The 12,830-nt window shown below is 39.8% G+C and carries 29 protein-coding genes; all 29 read right to left on the reverse strand.

Annotated features, from left to right (window positions below; all coding sequences use genetic code 11):
• Window positions 1–15 precede the first annotated feature (15 nt).
• Window positions 16–633: a 30S ribosomal protein S4 gene (gene rpsD / locus HOD97_06655; protein ID MBT4281276.1), complete on the reverse strand. Its 618-nt coding sequence runs from the start codon at window positions 631–633 to the stop codon at window positions 16–18.
• 2 nt (window positions 634–635) lie between these two features.
• Window positions 636–1,025, reverse strand: a complete 390-nt coding sequence (gene rpsK, locus HOD97_06660; protein MBT4281277.1) for a 30S ribosomal protein S11 — start codon at window positions 1,023–1,025, stop codon at window positions 636–638.
• A gap of 5 nt (window positions 1,026–1,030) precedes the next feature.
• Window positions 1,031–1,420: a 30S ribosomal protein S13 gene (gene rpsM, locus HOD97_06665; protein MBT4281278.1), complete on the reverse strand. Its 390-nt coding sequence runs from the start codon at window positions 1,418–1,420 to the stop codon at window positions 1,031–1,033.
• A 9-nt stretch (window positions 1,421–1,429) separates the two neighbouring features.
• Complete coding sequence (gene rpmJ / locus HOD97_06670) at window positions 1,430–1,543, reverse strand: 50S ribosomal protein L36 (protein MBT4281279.1); 114 nt, start codon at window positions 1,541–1,543, stop codon at window positions 1,430–1,432.
• Window position 1,544: 1 nt separating this feature from the next.
• On the reverse strand, window positions 1,545–1,772 hold the full coding sequence (gene infA / locus HOD97_06675) for a translation initiation factor IF-1 (protein ID MBT4281280.1): 228 nt from the start codon (window positions 1,770–1,772) through the stop codon (window positions 1,545–1,547).
• Window positions 1,772–2,524 carry a type I methionyl aminopeptidase gene (gene map, locus HOD97_06680; protein ID MBT4281281.1) on the reverse strand — a complete coding sequence of 251 codons (753 nt, stop codon included), beginning with the start codon at window positions 2,522–2,524 and terminating at the stop codon, window positions 1,772–1,774. Before map ends, infA begins: the two co-directional genes overlap by 1 nt.
• On the reverse strand, window positions 2,524–3,852 hold the full coding sequence (secY, locus tag HOD97_06685) for a preprotein translocase subunit SecY (GenBank protein MBT4281282.1): 1,329 nt from the start codon (window positions 3,850–3,852) through the stop codon (window positions 2,524–2,526). Before secY ends, map begins: the two co-directional genes overlap by 1 nt.
• Window positions 3,849–4,289 carry a 50S ribosomal protein L15 gene (gene rplO / locus HOD97_06690; protein ID MBT4281283.1) on the reverse strand — a complete coding sequence of 147 codons (441 nt, stop codon included), beginning with the start codon at window positions 4,287–4,289 and terminating at the stop codon, window positions 3,849–3,851. The genes secY and rplO overlap by 4 nt, the downstream gene beginning before the upstream one ends.
• On the reverse strand, window positions 4,286–4,474 hold the full coding sequence (gene rpmD / locus HOD97_06695) for a 50S ribosomal protein L30 (protein MBT4281284.1): 189 nt from the start codon (window positions 4,472–4,474) through the stop codon (window positions 4,286–4,288). The genes rplO and rpmD overlap by 4 nt, the downstream gene beginning before the upstream one ends.
• Window position 4,475: 1 nt before the next feature.
• Window positions 4,476–4,976 carry a 30S ribosomal protein S5 gene (gene rpsE / locus HOD97_06700; protein ID MBT4281285.1) on the reverse strand — a complete coding sequence of 167 codons (501 nt, stop codon included), beginning with the start codon at window positions 4,974–4,976 and terminating at the stop codon, window positions 4,476–4,478.
• Between the two features lie 17 nt (window positions 4,977–4,993).
• Window positions 4,994–5,356 carry a 50S ribosomal protein L18 gene (locus HOD97_06705; GenBank protein MBT4281286.1) on the reverse strand — a complete coding sequence of 121 codons (363 nt, stop codon included), beginning with the start codon at window positions 5,354–5,356 and terminating at the stop codon, window positions 4,994–4,996.
• Window positions 5,356–5,898: a 50S ribosomal protein L6 gene (gene rplF, locus HOD97_06710; protein MBT4281287.1), complete on the reverse strand. Its 543-nt coding sequence runs from the start codon at window positions 5,896–5,898 to the stop codon at window positions 5,356–5,358. Before rplF ends, HOD97_06705 begins: the two co-directional genes overlap by 1 nt.
• 3 nt (window positions 5,899–5,901) lie before the next feature.
• Complete coding sequence (gene rpsH, locus HOD97_06715) at window positions 5,902–6,300, reverse strand: 30S ribosomal protein S8 (GenBank protein MBT4281288.1); 399 nt, start codon at window positions 6,298–6,300, stop codon at window positions 5,902–5,904.
• A gap of 14 nt (window positions 6,301–6,314) precedes the next feature.
• Entirely contained in the window at window positions 6,315–6,500 is a 186-nt protein-coding gene (locus HOD97_06720; protein MBT4281289.1) for a type Z 30S ribosomal protein S14, read from the reverse strand.
• Window positions 6,500–7,144 carry a 50S ribosomal protein L5 gene (gene rplE / locus HOD97_06725; GenBank protein ID MBT4281290.1) on the reverse strand — a complete coding sequence of 215 codons (645 nt, stop codon included), beginning with the start codon at window positions 7,142–7,144 and terminating at the stop codon, window positions 6,500–6,502. Before rplE ends, HOD97_06720 begins: the two co-directional genes overlap by 1 nt.
• A 1-nt stretch (window position 7,145) precedes the next feature.
• The gene (gene rplX / locus HOD97_06730) at window positions 7,146–7,454 is read right to left on the reverse strand and encodes a 50S ribosomal protein L24 (protein ID MBT4281291.1); all 309 of its coding nucleotides are present in this window, start codon (window positions 7,452–7,454) and stop codon (window positions 7,146–7,148) included.
• 1 nt (window position 7,455) lies between these two features.
• Window positions 7,456–7,824, reverse strand: coding sequence for a 50S ribosomal protein L14 (rplN, locus tag HOD97_06735; protein MBT4281292.1), 369 nt, complete (start codon window positions 7,822–7,824; stop codon window positions 7,456–7,458).
• A 2-nt stretch (window positions 7,825–7,826) separates the two neighbouring features.
• The gene (gene rpsQ / locus HOD97_06740) at window positions 7,827–8,096 is read right to left on the reverse strand and encodes a 30S ribosomal protein S17 (GenBank protein ID MBT4281293.1); all 270 of its coding nucleotides are present in this window, start codon (window positions 8,094–8,096) and stop codon (window positions 7,827–7,829) included.
• Window positions 8,089–8,316, reverse strand: a complete 228-nt coding sequence (rpmC, locus tag HOD97_06745) for a 50S ribosomal protein L29 (GenBank protein ID MBT4281294.1) — start codon at window positions 8,314–8,316, stop codon at window positions 8,089–8,091. The genes rpsQ and rpmC overlap by 8 nt, the downstream gene beginning before the upstream one ends.
• Window positions 8,313–8,726 carry a 50S ribosomal protein L16 gene (gene rplP / locus HOD97_06750; protein ID MBT4281295.1) on the reverse strand — a complete coding sequence of 138 codons (414 nt, stop codon included), beginning with the start codon at window positions 8,724–8,726 and terminating at the stop codon, window positions 8,313–8,315. The genes rpmC and rplP overlap by 4 nt, the downstream gene beginning before the upstream one ends.
• 5 nt (window positions 8,727–8,731) lie before the next feature.
• Window positions 8,732–9,349, reverse strand: coding sequence for a 30S ribosomal protein S3 (gene rpsC, locus HOD97_06755; protein MBT4281296.1), 618 nt, complete (start codon window positions 9,347–9,349; stop codon window positions 8,732–8,734).
• A gap of 3 nt (window positions 9,350–9,352) precedes the next feature.
• A complete protein-coding gene (gene rplV, locus HOD97_06760; protein MBT4281297.1) occupies window positions 9,353–9,706 on the reverse strand; it encodes a 50S ribosomal protein L22 in 354 nt (117 codons plus the stop codon).
• Window positions 9,706–9,972 carry a 30S ribosomal protein S19 gene (gene rpsS, locus HOD97_06765; GenBank protein MBT4281298.1) on the reverse strand — a complete coding sequence of 89 codons (267 nt, stop codon included), beginning with the start codon at window positions 9,970–9,972 and terminating at the stop codon, window positions 9,706–9,708. The genes rplV and rpsS overlap by 1 nt, the downstream gene beginning before the upstream one ends.
• 1 nt (window position 9,973) lies before the next feature.
• A complete protein-coding gene (rplB, locus tag HOD97_06770; protein ID MBT4281299.1) occupies window positions 9,974–10,798 on the reverse strand; it encodes a 50S ribosomal protein L2 in 825 nt (274 codons plus the stop codon).
• Window positions 10,798–11,121: a 50S ribosomal protein L23 gene (rplW, locus tag HOD97_06775; protein ID MBT4281300.1), complete on the reverse strand. Its 324-nt coding sequence runs from the start codon at window positions 11,119–11,121 to the stop codon at window positions 10,798–10,800. Before rplW ends, rplB begins: the two co-directional genes overlap by 1 nt.
• On the reverse strand, window positions 11,121–11,756 hold the full coding sequence (rplD, locus tag HOD97_06780; GenBank protein MBT4281301.1) for a 50S ribosomal protein L4: 636 nt from the start codon (window positions 11,754–11,756) through the stop codon (window positions 11,121–11,123). Before rplD ends, rplW begins: the two co-directional genes overlap by 1 nt.
• 2 nt (window positions 11,757–11,758) lie before the next feature.
• Window positions 11,759–12,376, reverse strand: coding sequence for a 50S ribosomal protein L3 (rplC, locus tag HOD97_06785; GenBank protein ID MBT4281302.1), 618 nt, complete (start codon window positions 12,374–12,376; stop codon window positions 11,759–11,761).
• Window positions 12,377–12,378: 2 nt separating this feature from the next.
• A complete protein-coding gene (rpsJ, locus tag HOD97_06790) occupies window positions 12,379–12,687 on the reverse strand; it encodes a 30S ribosomal protein S10 (GenBank protein MBT4281303.1) in 309 nt (102 codons plus the stop codon).
• A gap of 7 nt (window positions 12,688–12,694) precedes the next feature.
• A partial coding sequence (tuf, locus tag HOD97_06795) for an elongation factor Tu (GenBank protein MBT4281304.1) occupies window positions 12,695–12,830 on the reverse strand: 136 nt, incomplete at its 5' end.

The following is a 12,830-nucleotide window of genomic DNA, read 5'->3' on the forward strand; positions in this document are numbered from 1 at the left end:
TCCTCTACGGTTTAATTATTTTGAATACAGCTCAACAATAAGCTGTTCATTTACAGTTAGTTCCATATCTTCGCGTTCCGGCATTACTAAGAAGGTGCCTTTCATTTTAGCTTTATCTAATTCAAGCCAAGGAAGCGCAATATCGCCTTTAATTCTTTTTAGAGAATCTAGAATCATATCCATTTTCTTACTACGATCTCTAACCTGAATTTCATATCCGTCCTTTACCCGAAATGACGGGATATTTGTTTTTTGCCCATTTACTAAAAAATGCGCATGACTTACCATTTGCCGTGCTTGTGTTCTGGTGGAAGCAAAACCCAAACGATAAACTACATTATCTAAACGAGACTCTAAAAGCTGAAGGAGGTTTGTTCCTGTTTCACCACTCATACCTTCGGCCTTTTGAAAATAATTACGGAATTGTTTTTCGAGTACACCATACATGAATTTGACCTTTTGTTTTTCTTGAAGCTGTTCACCATATTTTGATTTTCGCTTCCGTCTATTCGGTCCATGCTGTCCAGGTATATACGATTTTCGGTTTAAAAGGCGATCATATTTCGGATTCCCGAAAATATTTTCCCCAAATTTTCGAACAAGTTTTCCTCTTGGTGTTGTTGATTTTGCCATCGTCAAACTCTTCGTCTTTTAGGAGGTCTGCAACCGTTATGTGGTAATGGAGTCACATCCTGAATTGAAGTAATTTCAAGCCCGGCAACTGCAAGTGCCCTAATGGCAGCTTCGCGCCCGGATCCGGGTCCTTTGACCTTAACATCAATAGTTAAAAGTCCAAGCGCCATTGCTTCCTTAGCTGCAATTTCTGCTGCTTGGGTAGCGGCAAAGGCTGTACTTTTTCGTGAACCTTTGAAACCAGATGTACCTGCGGTTTTCCAAGTAATCACATTTCCAATTTTTGTCGTGAGTGTAATATGAGTATTGTTAAAAGTAGCCTTAATATGAGCTACACCTGCAGCTTCTACTTGGTCTTTTTTCTTTTTACTTTTTGTTGGTTTGTTAGCCAATGAATTTATCCTTTCTTCTCAACGGTACCTTTTCCAAGCCCAACTGTCCGTTTTTTCCCTTTTCTAGTTCGAGCGTTGGTTTTTGTCCTCTGCCCGTTTACTGGCATTCCACGACGATGGCGAAGTCCTTTATAACTTCCTATATCCTTTAATCGTTTTATATTCATGGATGCAGTTGTTCTCGATTCACCTTCCACAATAATTCCAAGATCAGTGATAGCAGTTCTTAACGCCGTTACCTGATCCTCACTGAGATCATCAACCCTTGAATCAGGATCAATATTAGCGGCTTCACAAATTTTGAAACCCGTCGTTATCCCGATTCCATAAATGTAACTCAGGGAAAATGGTACTTTTTTATTCCGGGGAATATCAATTCCAGCAATACGTGCCACTGTCTTCTCCTAACCTTGTCTTTGTTTATGTTTAGGATTGACGCAAATCACCAACACCACTCCTTTGCGGCGGACAATCTTGCACTTTTCACAAATCTTTTTAACTGATGCTCTTACTTTCATTTTATTTATTCCGATATGTTATCCGCCCACGAGATAAATCGTATGGCGAAATTTCCAGCGTAACAACATCGCCTGGAAGAATTTTGATGTAATGCATTCTCATTTTACCACTGACGTGCGCCAACACTTCATGAGCCGTTTCACCAATTTCAACATTTACTCTAAACATCGCATTTGGTAATGTTTCCTTAATAATGCCCTCAATGGTAATGGGTTGTTCTTTGGCCATTACGCTTGCCTTTGAGTTAATATTTGCGGACCGTCCGCTAGTATTACAATTGTATTTTCAAAATGCGCTGATGACTTTCCATCCAGCGTTTTAACAGTCCACCCATCGTTATCAGTAAAAATTTCTTTTGATCCAAGATTGATCATAGGTTCGATCGCAAGACACATTCCCTCTTTCAATTCATGCCCTTGTTTTGGAACACCAAAATTTGGAACCTGAGGATCTTCGTGCAATTTAGTACCAATTCCATGTCCTACAAGCTCTCTTACAACAGAATACCCTTTTTCTTCTGCAAAGGATTGTATAGCATGTCCAATATCCGAAACAAAATTGCCAGGTCTCGCTTCATTAATTCCAATAAACATGGCTTTCTTAGTTGCATCCAACAATGCCTGTTTTGATTCAGACACATTTCCAACGGCAAAAGTTCTAGCAGCATCCCCAAAGTAACCACTTTTTTCAGCGCCACAATCAATACCAACAATTTGTCCATCTTCCAAAACTCTTTCAGATGGAATTCCATGCACCACGACATCGTCTACAGAAACACATAAGGTTGCAGGAAATCCTAAATATCCTTTAAAGGCAGGTCTTGCATTTCTTGAACGGATAAATTTTTCAGCCATGATATCCAATTCCAAAATTGAAACACCAGGGCTAACATGATCAGAAAGCATTTCTAATGTATCTCCAACAATCTGACAACTATCAGCAATCAAATCAATTTCTCTTTTAGATCTAATTCGAACCATTACATGCGTCTCCGACCACGAATTTTTCCTTTACTTAAAAAACCATCATAATGCCTCATCAATAAATGAGATTCAATTTGTTGTAATGTATCCAGAGAAACACCAACGATTATTAGAAGGCTTGTTCCACCAAAAAATGACGCCAAATCGTATCCAACGTCCATCGTTTGCATTAGGATATAGGGAAATACTGCAACAAATGCCAAAAAGAAAGATCCTGGAAGAGTAACTCTTGTCAGAATATTGTCAATGTATTCCGCTGTTTTCTTCCCCGGACGAATTCCTGGGATAAATCCACCATTTTGCTTCATCTGGTTAGAAACCTGAACCGGATCTAATGCTATTGCGGTATAAAAATATGTAAAGAACACAATCATAGTTCCAAACACAAACCAGTAAAATGGGTGGTCAAATGAAAACCATCTCATCATACCTTGCATAAAGGGACTTTCGCTAAAAAAGGTGGCAATCGTACTAGGAATAAACATAATAGACTGTGCGAAAATAATTGGCATAACACCGGCTGTATTTACTCGTAAGGGAATATGAGTTGCCTGGCCACCGTAAACTTTTCTGCCTACAACCCGTTTGGCATATTGAACTGGGATTTTACGCGTCCCCTGTGTTAGCAATACCACAAATCCGATAATTAAAAACATAATTCCAATTAAAATGATTTCAGCGAGTATACCTCTAACTTCTTCCTGAATGAGCGTGATTTCACTTAGAATTACATTCGGAAGTACAGAAACAATTCCCACCATAATCACAAGTGAAATTCCATTTCCAATACCACGTTCCGTAATACGTTCACCAAGCCACATCAGCAAAATCACGCCTGTCACTAGACTAACAATGCCTGTAAAAGTGAATCCAAAACCAGGATTAATAACAACGGACTGTCCACCAGCAGACATGGAAGGTAAGAAAACTGCAACAACACCATAGGATTGCATAGTTCCAATGAGAACAGTCCCATAACGTGTTATTTGGGTAATTTTTTTCCGACCAGCTTCTCCTTCTTTTTGGAGTCTTTGAAAATAAGGTACAACTGTTCCCATAAGCTGGATGATAATTGAAGCTGAAATATAAGGCATGATCCCTAAGGCAAAAAGAGTCGCCTTTTGAAAAGCACCGCCCGCAAAAAGATCATATAGCCCAAAAAGCGTATTTTGAAAATCAGCGACAGCTAACGCAAGAACTTCACCGTTAATCCCGGGAATAGGGATATGAGCACCTGTCCTCACAATGACGAGAATTCCAAGTGTAAACAGAATCCGATTACGCAATTCGGGAATACTGAATATATTTCGGATTTTATCGATCACTGAACGATGGCCTCTCCGCCAGCATCTGTAATTTTTTTAATCGCAGCATCGCTAAAAGCTGTTGCTGTTATTTTGACCGCTTTTGTAATATCGCCATTGGCTAATACCTTTACCGGTTTTAAGGCGGAACGAATCAATCCGTTTTCTTTCAGGACAAAAGAATCAATCTCTGACGCGCCGCATTTTTCTAAAGAACTGACATTAACAATCTGAACTTCATTCCGAAATTTTAAATTAGAAAATCCGCGCTTTGGGAGTTGGCGTTGAATTGGCATTTGTCCACCCTCAAACCATGGACGCCTTTTACTTCCACTTCTTGAATGATATCCGTTATGCCCGCGGCCTCCGGTTTTACCAAGACCTGTGCCGGGCCCGCGACCTCTGCGTTTTTTGGAATGGGTTGATCCAGATGAAGGTTTTAATTGGCCTAACTTCATACGTCTTCTACCCTTAATAAATATGCAATTTTATTAATCATTCCTCTAATTGCAGGAGTGTCTGTCATAATAACCGTTTTATTCAATTTTCTTAGACCAAGCGCATCCAATGTGCGCTTTGCTTTCGGTTTATAGCCAATCCTACTCCGAACTTGTGTAATTTTTAATTGAGGTTTTTTCGCCATCTTAATTTCCAAAAACTTCTTTGATTTTCATACCGCGCTTGTTTGCGATCATAACGGCATCCTCAAGAGATTCAAGTGCTGCTAAAGTTGCCTTCACAACATTCAGGGAATTACTAGATCCGTACCTTTTCGTCAGAATATTATGAATACCAACTTGTTCCATTACTGAGCGAACTGCAGCTCCTGCGATGATGCCGGTCCCCGGTGCAGCTGGTTTTAGCATCACTTTACTCGCACTGTATTTTGCAATGATTTTATGAGGAATTGTCCCATTCACAACGGGAATACGCACCAAATTCTGTTTCGCATCTTCCTTCGCCTTACTTATAGATGACATTACTTCATTGGCTTTACCCTGTCCAATACCTACATGTCCTTTTCCATCTCCTATAACAACTATAGAAGCAAATCTAAAACGTTTTCCATGTGCTGTTACCTTCGCAACACGGTTGACACGAACAACTGTCTCTTCTTGCAGTTCTAATTCTGCTGGATTAATCATTCCCACCGATGTTCTCCTTAAAATTCCAATCCATCTTCACGAACCGCCTCAGCAAGTGCCTTTACCCGGCCATGGTATGGATATCCATTCCTATCAAATACAACTTCTTTTATTTTTGCTTCCAATGCTTTTTTTGCCAGTGTAGTGCCAACCAATTTACTTTGATCAACTTTTGACCCAGTTTTAACTATATCTTTCTGCAAATCTTTGTCTTGAGAAGAAGCCGACACAAGAGTTACACCTTCATTATCATCGACTATTTGTGCTGAAATATTATTCAAGCTCCGGTGAACAACAAGCCTGAGACGTTGCGAATTCATAGGTTTGCTTCGGTTGCGCCTGCGAATTTTTTTCATCTTTAATCGAGATTCACGACTCATTATTCTGCTCCTCCAACTGTTTTACCCTGCTTACTTCTTACATATTCATCTTTGTATCGGATTCCTTTCCCTTTATAGGGTTCGGGTTTCCTGAATGATCTAATTTTCGCTGCTACCTCACCAACAAGTTCTTTCATAAAACCAGACACTTTAATGTCAGTACGTTTTGCTTCAATTTTAATACCTTCTGGCGGATCAAAAATTATATCGTGGGAATAGCCTAATTGAAGAACAAGTCTGTTTCCTTGCATATTCGCTTGGTAACCAACTCCAATAATATTTAGTTCAATGGAAAATCCTTCAGAAACGCCTGTGATACCATTTGCAATAATTTGACGGGTTGTACCGTGGAGAGCACGATGCAGCATTTCGTCTGATGGCCGCGTTACCAAAATTTTGTCATTTTCGTATTTAACAATCATATCTGCATGAAAAGGGACATTCAAATTTCCATTGGGACCTTTGATATCAACGCTATTATCCAGAACGGTAACGTTGACACCATCTGGAATTACAATTGGCTGTTTACCTATTCGGCTCATGGTTTACCACACATTGCAAAGGATTTCACCGCCAACATTAATTTTTTTGGCGATTTTATTAGAAACAACACCTTGAGAAGTAGACAAAATCGAAATTCCAAGCCCGTCTCTCACCCTAGGTATTTCCTTGGATGAAACATACACTCTAAGTCCAGGTTTGCTTACACGTTCGATTCCTCTAATCACAGCAACACCTTTGTGATCATATTTTAGAAAAACTCTGACAGATTCTTTATGACCATCTTCCACAAACATAAAATCTTTAATATACCGTTCTTCACGCAAAACAAACGCGATGCGTTTTTTGGAAGCAGACGAAGGAATATCAACCCACCGTTTATTAACAGCTAGACCATTTCTGATGCGGGTCAACATATCTGCAATTGGATCACTCATTGACATAATAAATTATCTCCTTACCAACTCGCCTTAGTTATACCCGGGATTTCACCTTTTAATGCCATTTCGCGAAAGCAAATTCTACACAATCCAAATTTTCGCAAGTACCCATCCGGACGTCCGCAATTAAAACATCGGTTGTATGCCCTGGTAGAAAATTTAGGTTTTAATTTCGCTTTATTAATAAGTGATTTCTTTGCCATTAGGCTTCTCCATTAATGGTTTCGATCGGATTCGATTTGACAGGTTTTACTCTCAGGGGAAAACCAAAATCTTTTAACAGCCAATAAGCTTCATCATCCGTCCCGGCTGTTGTAGTAATAGAAATATCCATTCCGCGAATACTATCAATTTTATCATAATCAATTTCAGTAAATATAATCTGCTCTTTAATACCAAATGAATAATTTCCCTGTCCGTCAAATGATTTGAATGAGAGTCCTCTAAAATCACGGGTCCGAGGTAATGCAATGGAAACCAGCCGTTCAAAAAACTCAAACATTCTGGATCCGCGTAGCGTCACTTTACACCCCACAGGAAATCCACGACGGATTTTAAAATTTGAGATATCTTTTTTAGACTTGGTTATTACGGATTTTTGCCCAGAAATCATTGCAAGTTCTTTCTCGGCACTTTCCAAAGCTTTTGAATTTATCTTGGCATCGCCAATTCCCATATTGATAGAAATTTTGCTGATCTTCGGTACTTCCATTACATTTGAATATTCAAAACGTGCTGTCATGCTCGGGATAACTTCATCAAAATATCGTTTTTTAAACACAGGAGTATAGTCTGCCGTCTTTTTCACAACTTTCAATTTCGGTTTAGATTTATTTTTTTCAGCCATTTTAGGAATCTATTTCTGCGCCAGTGTTTTTGGCGATCCGAACTTTCGACCCATCTTCAAGTTTTTTATATCCAATGCGAGTCGGACTACCACCGTGTACAACCATCAAATTTGAAATATGAATTGGAGCTTCCTTTTCAATAATTCCACCTTTTTGATTTTGCTGACTCGGACGAGTGTGGCGTTTAATAAAATTAATACCTTCAACCAAAGCGCGCTGTCGCTTTGGAAAGACATGGAGTACTTTTCCTTCAAGTCCTTTACTATTGCCGCGAATTACTTTGACGATCATGCCAGTTTTAATATGCATTTTATATGACCTCCGGCGCCATTGAAACAATTCGCATATAACCACCGTCACGCAATTCTCTGGCGACGGGACCAAAAATTCGGGTTCCTCTTGGATCACCGGTGCTGGTTAGCAAAACGGCAGCATTATCATCAAACCGAATATAAGAACCATCTGGACGACGCACTTCTTTTCTAGTGCGAACCACCACGGCGCGGCTGACTTCGCCTTTTTTAACCATTCCGTCGGGAATTGCTTTTTTCACTGTAACCACAATCTGATCTCCCAAAGATGCATATCGGCGTTTAGAACCTCCCAAAACTTTGAAGCAAAGCACTTCCTTTGCTCCGGAATTATCTGCCACTTTTAATCTTGTTTCTTGTTGTACCATATTTATTCGTTAATCAATACCGATTCCCTGATAATTTCACTTACTTGCCATCGGATTGTTTTACTCAAAGGCCGAGTTGAGGTAATTTTTACCATATCACCCATTTTGGGTGTCACAGATCCGGCATGCGCTTTATGTTTTTTAAATCGTTTAATATATTTTTTATAAATAGGATGTTTCACCTGCCGTGTAACTTTCACAACAACAGTTTTATCCATTTTATCGCTCACAACTTCACCAACAAGGGATTGCCTTTTGCGTGCTTTAATCATTTGAGTTTTTCGCCTCTCCGCTGGATCTTATTTTTAATTCCAATTCTTTTAACACTGTATTAATCTGTGCGATTTCTCGTCTTAAATATCTGAGTTGAAGCGGATTCTCTAACTGATGCATCGCTTTTTGAAATCGTAAATTCCGTAGCGCCTCTGTATTATCTTGAAGTCTAGATTTTAATTCCATCCGATTCATACCTATAATCTCGCTACGCTTCATATTTTTCTCCGCTCGACCACTTTAGTTTTAACGGGTAGTTTGCTCGAGGCTGCATAAAATGCTTCCTCAGCTATTTCTTTTGTTACACCTTCAACTTCAAATAAAATCCGTCCAGGTTTCACAACTGCAACCCAATATTCTGGTGCACCTTTTCCTTTACCCATCCGAGTTTCAGCAGGTTTTTGAGTAATCGGCTTATCCGGAAAAATACGAATCCACATTTTTCCAATTTTTCTAACTGCTCGAGCAACGGTTATACGAGCTGATTCAATTTGGCGAGCAGTAATCCAACCACCTTCAACTGCTTTAAGACCATAACTCCCAAACGCTACATGATTCCCACGCATTGCCATTCCTCGACGATTTCCTCGATGATGACGGCGGTATTTAGTTTTTTTCGGTTCCAGCATCGTTATTACTTGTTACATATCCAAACTTTTATTCCAATAACACCGTACTGCGTCTGAGCTTCGGTTAACGCATAATCGATGTTAGATCTAAGTGTGTGTAAGGGAACGCGTCCCTCAGAAAATTTTTCGCTTCGGGCGATTTCAGAACCCCCAAGCCGACCAGCAACATTAACGCGGATACCTTCAGCTCCCATTCGAATTGTGGATTGAATTGCTTTATTTACGACGCGTCGATAGGATATTTTTTTAATTAACTGGTGGGCGATATTCGCACCTACCAACGCAGAATCAAGTTCAGGGCGCTTTACTTCAGAAATATTTATTTGAACATCAGTGGTTTTCGATAATTGTTTAATTTCTTCTTTTAGACGTCCTACTTCTTCTCCGCCTTTCCCAATAACAATACCTGGCCTCGCAGTATAAATCGTAACGGTTACTACCTTAGATGACCGGCTGATTTCAACCCTAGATACGCCTGCGTTTGGCAATCTATAAGCCAAATATTTACGGATATTCACATCTTCCTCTAAATTTTCGGCCATCGATTTTTTAGCAAACCAATTGGATCGCCAATTTTTATTTACCGCAAGTCTAAATCCTACTGGATGTGTTTTTTGACCCATAGATTAATTATCTTCTTTCTCGTCGCTAACAACGATTGTTAAATGACTTGATGGTCGCCTAATTCTCATAGCTCTTCCTCGCGAGGCAGGTCTAAACCGTTTCATGTAAGATCCACCATCAACAAAAGCTTCTTTCACTTTTAAACTATCAGGATCAACATTTTCCTTATCTGCAACCTGAATTAAATTAGCCGCAGCAGACCGTACCGTTTTTTCAATTATTTGAGCCGCTTTAACCGGTGAAAAGTGTAAATAATTTAAAGCATCACCTACTCGCTGGCCTCGTACCTCATTCAGAACAATTCGAATTTTTCGTGGAGACTGATGAATATATCGGCTGATTGCTCGAGCTTCCATTAGCTTCTATCTCCCGAATGCATTCTAAATATTCTCGTCGGTGCAAATTCACCCAATTTATGCCCCACCATATTTTCATAAATAAAGACGGGAATAAACTTATTCCCATTATGGACGGCAAGCGTATGCCCAACAAATTCAGGTGTAATCATAGATCGTCTTGACCACGTTTTTATCACCTTCTTTTTTTCGCCTTCATTCATAGCCTTAATTTTTTTTAATAATTTAACATCCACGAAAGGACCTTTTTTCAGAGAACGTGCCATCTTATTTCCTCCGATTCACAATATAAACGTTTGATTTCTTTTTCTTATTCCGGGTTTTGTAACCTTTTGTTGGTTTTCCCCATGGAGTAGTAGGATGACGACCTCCAGAAGATTTTCCCTCTCCTCCACCCATTGGATGGTCAACAGGATTCATAGCTACTCCACGGACTTTAGGACGACGCCCAAGCCATCTTGATCTACCAGCTTTCCCGGATACAATCTGCTCGTGAGATTTATTCCCAACCTCGCCTACTGTAGCTCTGCAATTACTTCGAACCATTCTTATTTCACTTGATGGAAGTTTCAGAGTTGTAAATTCTTTTTCATGTGCCATCACCTGAGCTGCCGCACCGGCACTTCGGACCATTTGTCCACCCCGCCCCGGCTCAAGCTCTACATTATGAACGAATAAACCTGTAGGCACATCTTTCAACAATAAACAATTTCCAATTCTCAAGGGTGCCTCTTCTCCGGATAAAAGTGAATCACCAACACGCAATCCGAAAGGCGAAAGAATATATCGTTTTTCTCCATCAGAGTAATGTAACAAGGCAATGTTTGCAGATCGATTTGGGTCGTATTCAATTGTGGCTACCTTAGCTGGAATACCATCTTTGTTTCGTTTAAAATCAATGATGCGATACCGTCTTTTATGACCACCACCACGATGACGAGCAGTAATCCTACCTTTATTATTTCTGCCACCGGTTTTTCTTAGATCGGCAGTAAGACTCTTCTCTGGTTTGGATGCAGTTAATTCTGCAAAATCTGAACGAGTCGAAAATCTGGTTCCAGGCGTATTGGGTTTTAGTGCGCGAACTCCCATTAGTCGGCCACCTCTCCTCTAAGAAGATCAATAGTAAACCCTTCGGCAAGGGTAATGACAGCACGTTTCCAATTGGATCGACGTCCGCGGGTGCGAATCACTCTGCCACCACTGCGAACTGACATCTGCTTATCCTTTCCTTTTCGATTCAATGTTGAAACTTTTAATACTTTTACATCAAATTGATCCTCAACTGCCCGTTTTATTTCCAATTTATTAGCATCCGGGTCAACCTGAAACGCATATTTCCGCTCGGTATCTTCAAGTCGGCTCATTTTCTCTGTAAATAAGGGACGAATTAAAATTTCATGAGACAGCTTCATTAGGCTTTTTCTCCCAGAGATTTATTCAAAATTTTAAGACCAGATTCTGTAAAAAGTAACGTATCGCTCTCAATGAAATCGTACGTACTGGCATAATCCGCTTTTACAACAAAAACGCCCGGTATATTGTTTGTAGCCAAAAGAAGGTTTTCTGAAACCTCTTCAGGCAGAATCAATACTTTTCGACCTTTGATATTTAAATCTGATAACATTTTGACCATATCTTTGGTTTTTGGTGATTCAAGTTTAAAATCTTCAACGACCATAATTCCTTTTTTCGAAGCCTTATCAGATAATACAGATTTCCGAGCAAGACGTTTTAACTTTTTGGGAAGTTTATGAGAATACGATCTTGGCTCAGGTCCGAAAACAGTACCGCCACCAACCCACAATGGCGACCTGATTGTACCCGCACGAGCACCGCCACGACCTTTTTGATTAAACGGTTTTCGTCCGCCCCCTCGCACGCGTGCTCGGTTTTTCGAACTACTGGTGCCTTGCCGATAATTAGTAAGTTCCGCTATCACAGCTTGATGTACTGCTGATTCATTTGGTTCAATACCAAAAATACCTTTATCAACTACGATGGATGATGAAGATTTATTTCCGTCAGATTTATAAATGGTCAGCTTCATATTTATTTTGAAATTGTGATATATCCATTTTTTCCACCTGGGACGGCACCCTTAACGGCAATTTGATTACTGTCAACATTTACTTGAATAATTTCAAGATTTTGAGTTGTACTTTTCTTATTTCCCATTTGTCCAGCCATTTTCATCCCTTTAAAAACGCGTGATGGGTAAGATGCTTGCCCAATAGAACCAGCAGATCTAGGATGTTCCCTTTGGCCATGAGTCTTTGGTCCACCAGCAAATCCATGACGTTTCATAACACCGGCGAAGCCTTTTCCCTTTGAAATTCCCGACACTGTAACAATATCGCCTTCTCTGAATAAATCAGCTTTAAATATTTGTCCTGTTTTGTAATTCACACCAGCAATTGGCTCAAATTCAAAAAGTAATTTTTTGGGCGTTGTTCCAGCTTTGTCAAAATGACCATTGAGAGGATTATTAGAATGCTTTTTCTTTTTTTCACCAAATCCAATCTGTACAGCATTATAACCGTCAGATTTTTCATTTTTAACTTGAGTCACGACACAGGGGCCAACTTCCAGCACGGTGACTGGAACTGTATCACCGATTTGAGTGAATACTTGGGTCATTCCTATTTTTTTTCCAATTAATCCGCGCATAATTATACTTTTATTTCGATGTCAACTCCAGCTGGAAGATCCAATTTCATGAGCGATTCCACCGTTTTAGGTGTGGAATTCAAAATGTCAATAAGGCGCTTGTGAACCTTTGTTTGAAATTGTTCTCTCGATTTCTTATCTACAAAAGGCGAACGCAGAACCGTATAAATTGAACGCTTTGTTGGCAGAGGAATAGGGCCAGAAATAATCGCACCGGTCGATTTCGCTGTTCTGACAATTTTTTCAGTGGATTTATCGATCAGTGTATGATCATAAGCCCTAAGACTGATGCGTATAGTTTGTTTCGCCATCTTTATTTTACTCCAATATTTCGGTAACGACACCGGCGCCCACAGTATGGCCACCTTCTCTTATCGCAAACCGAAGTTCCTTATCCATTGCAATTGGGGTAATCAAGGTACCCGTCACTTCTACATTGTCGCCAGGCATCACC

The sequence above is a fragment of the Candidatus Neomarinimicrobiota bacterium genome (assembly GCA_018651745.1).
Taxonomy (GTDB): domain Bacteria; phylum Fidelibacterota; class Marinisomatia; order Marinisomatales; family TCS55; genus JAAZYX01.

Coding starts and splice junctions, on each gene's coding strand:
- rpmJ (MBT4281279.1), bottom strand. CDS start 1,543: ATGAAAGTAAGAGCATCAGTTAAAAAGATTTGTGAAAAGTGCAAGATT.
- rpsD (MBT4281276.1), bottom strand. CDS start 633: ATGGCAAAATCAACAACACCAAGAGGAAAACTTGTTCGAAAATTTGGG.
- rplB (MBT4281299.1), bottom strand. CDS start 10,798: ATGGGAGTTCGCGCACTAAAACCCAATACGCCTGGAACCAGATTTTCG.
- rplX (MBT4281291.1), bottom strand. CDS start 7,454: ATGCATATTAAAACTGGCATGATCGTCAAAGTAATTCGCGGCAATAGT.
- rplE (MBT4281290.1), bottom strand. CDS start 7,144: ATGGCTGAAAAAAATAAATCTAAACCGAAATTGAAAGTTGTGAAAAAG.
- rplP (MBT4281295.1), bottom strand. CDS start 8,726: ATGCTGGAACCGAAAAAAACTAAATACCGCCGTCATCATCGAGGAAAT.
- rplF (MBT4281287.1), bottom strand. CDS start 5,898: ATGAGCCGAATAGGTAAACAGCCAATTGTAATTCCAGATGGTGTCAAC.
- infA (MBT4281280.1), bottom strand. CDS start 1,772: ATGGCCAAAGAACAACCCATTACCATTGAGGGCATTATTAAGGAAACA.
- rplD (MBT4281301.1), bottom strand. CDS start 11,756: ATGAAGCTGACCATTTATAAATCTGACGGAAATAAATCTTCATCATCC.
- rplC (MBT4281302.1), bottom strand. CDS start 12,376: ATGCGCGGATTAATTGGAAAAAAAATAGGAATGACCCAAGTATTCACT.
- map (MBT4281281.1), bottom strand. CDS start 2,524: ATGGTTCGAATTAGATCTAAAAGAGAAATTGATTTGATTGCTGATAGT.
- rpsQ (MBT4281293.1), bottom strand. CDS start 8,096: ATGATTAAAGCACGCAAAAGGCAATCCCTTGTTGGTGAAGTTGTGAGC.
- rpsH (MBT4281288.1), bottom strand. CDS start 6,300: ATGTCAATGAGTGATCCAATTGCAGATATGTTGACCCGCATCAGAAAT.
- rplV (MBT4281297.1), bottom strand. CDS start 9,706: ATGGAAGCTCGAGCAATCAGCCGATATATTCATCAGTCTCCACGAAAA.
- rpsJ (MBT4281303.1), bottom strand. CDS start 12,687: ATGGCGAAACAAACTATACGCATCAGTCTTAGGGCTTATGATCATACA.
- rplO (MBT4281283.1), bottom strand. CDS start 4,289: ATGAAGTTAGGCCAATTAAAACCTTCATCTGGATCAACCCATTCCAAA.
- rpsE (MBT4281285.1), bottom strand. CDS start 4,976: ATGATTAATCCAGCAGAATTAGAACTGCAAGAAGAGACAGTTGTTCGT.
- rpsS (MBT4281298.1), bottom strand. CDS start 9,972: ATGGCACGTTCTCTGAAAAAAGGTCCTTTCGTGGATGTTAAATTATTA.
- HOD97_06705 (MBT4281286.1), bottom strand. CDS start 5,356: ATGAGTCGTGAATCTCGATTAAAGATGAAAAAAATTCGCAGGCGCAAC.
- rplN (MBT4281292.1), bottom strand. CDS start 7,824: ATGGTACAACAAGAAACAAGATTAAAAGTGGCAGATAATTCCGGAGCA.
- rpmD (MBT4281284.1), bottom strand. CDS start 4,474: ATGGCGAAAAAACCTCAATTAAAAATTACACAAGTTCGGAGTAGGATT.
- rplW (MBT4281300.1), bottom strand. CDS start 11,121: ATGAAGCTGTCTCATGAAATTTTAATTCGTCCCTTATTTACAGAGAAA.
- HOD97_06720 (MBT4281289.1), bottom strand. CDS start 6,500: ATGGCAAAGAAATCACTTATTAATAAAGCGAAATTAAAACCTAAATTT.
- rpsC (MBT4281296.1), bottom strand. CDS start 9,349: ATGGGTCAAAAAACACATCCAGTAGGATTTAGACTTGCGGTAAATAAA.
- rpmC (MBT4281294.1), bottom strand. CDS start 8,316: ATGAAGCGTAGCGAGATTATAGGTATGAATCGGATGGAATTAAAATCT.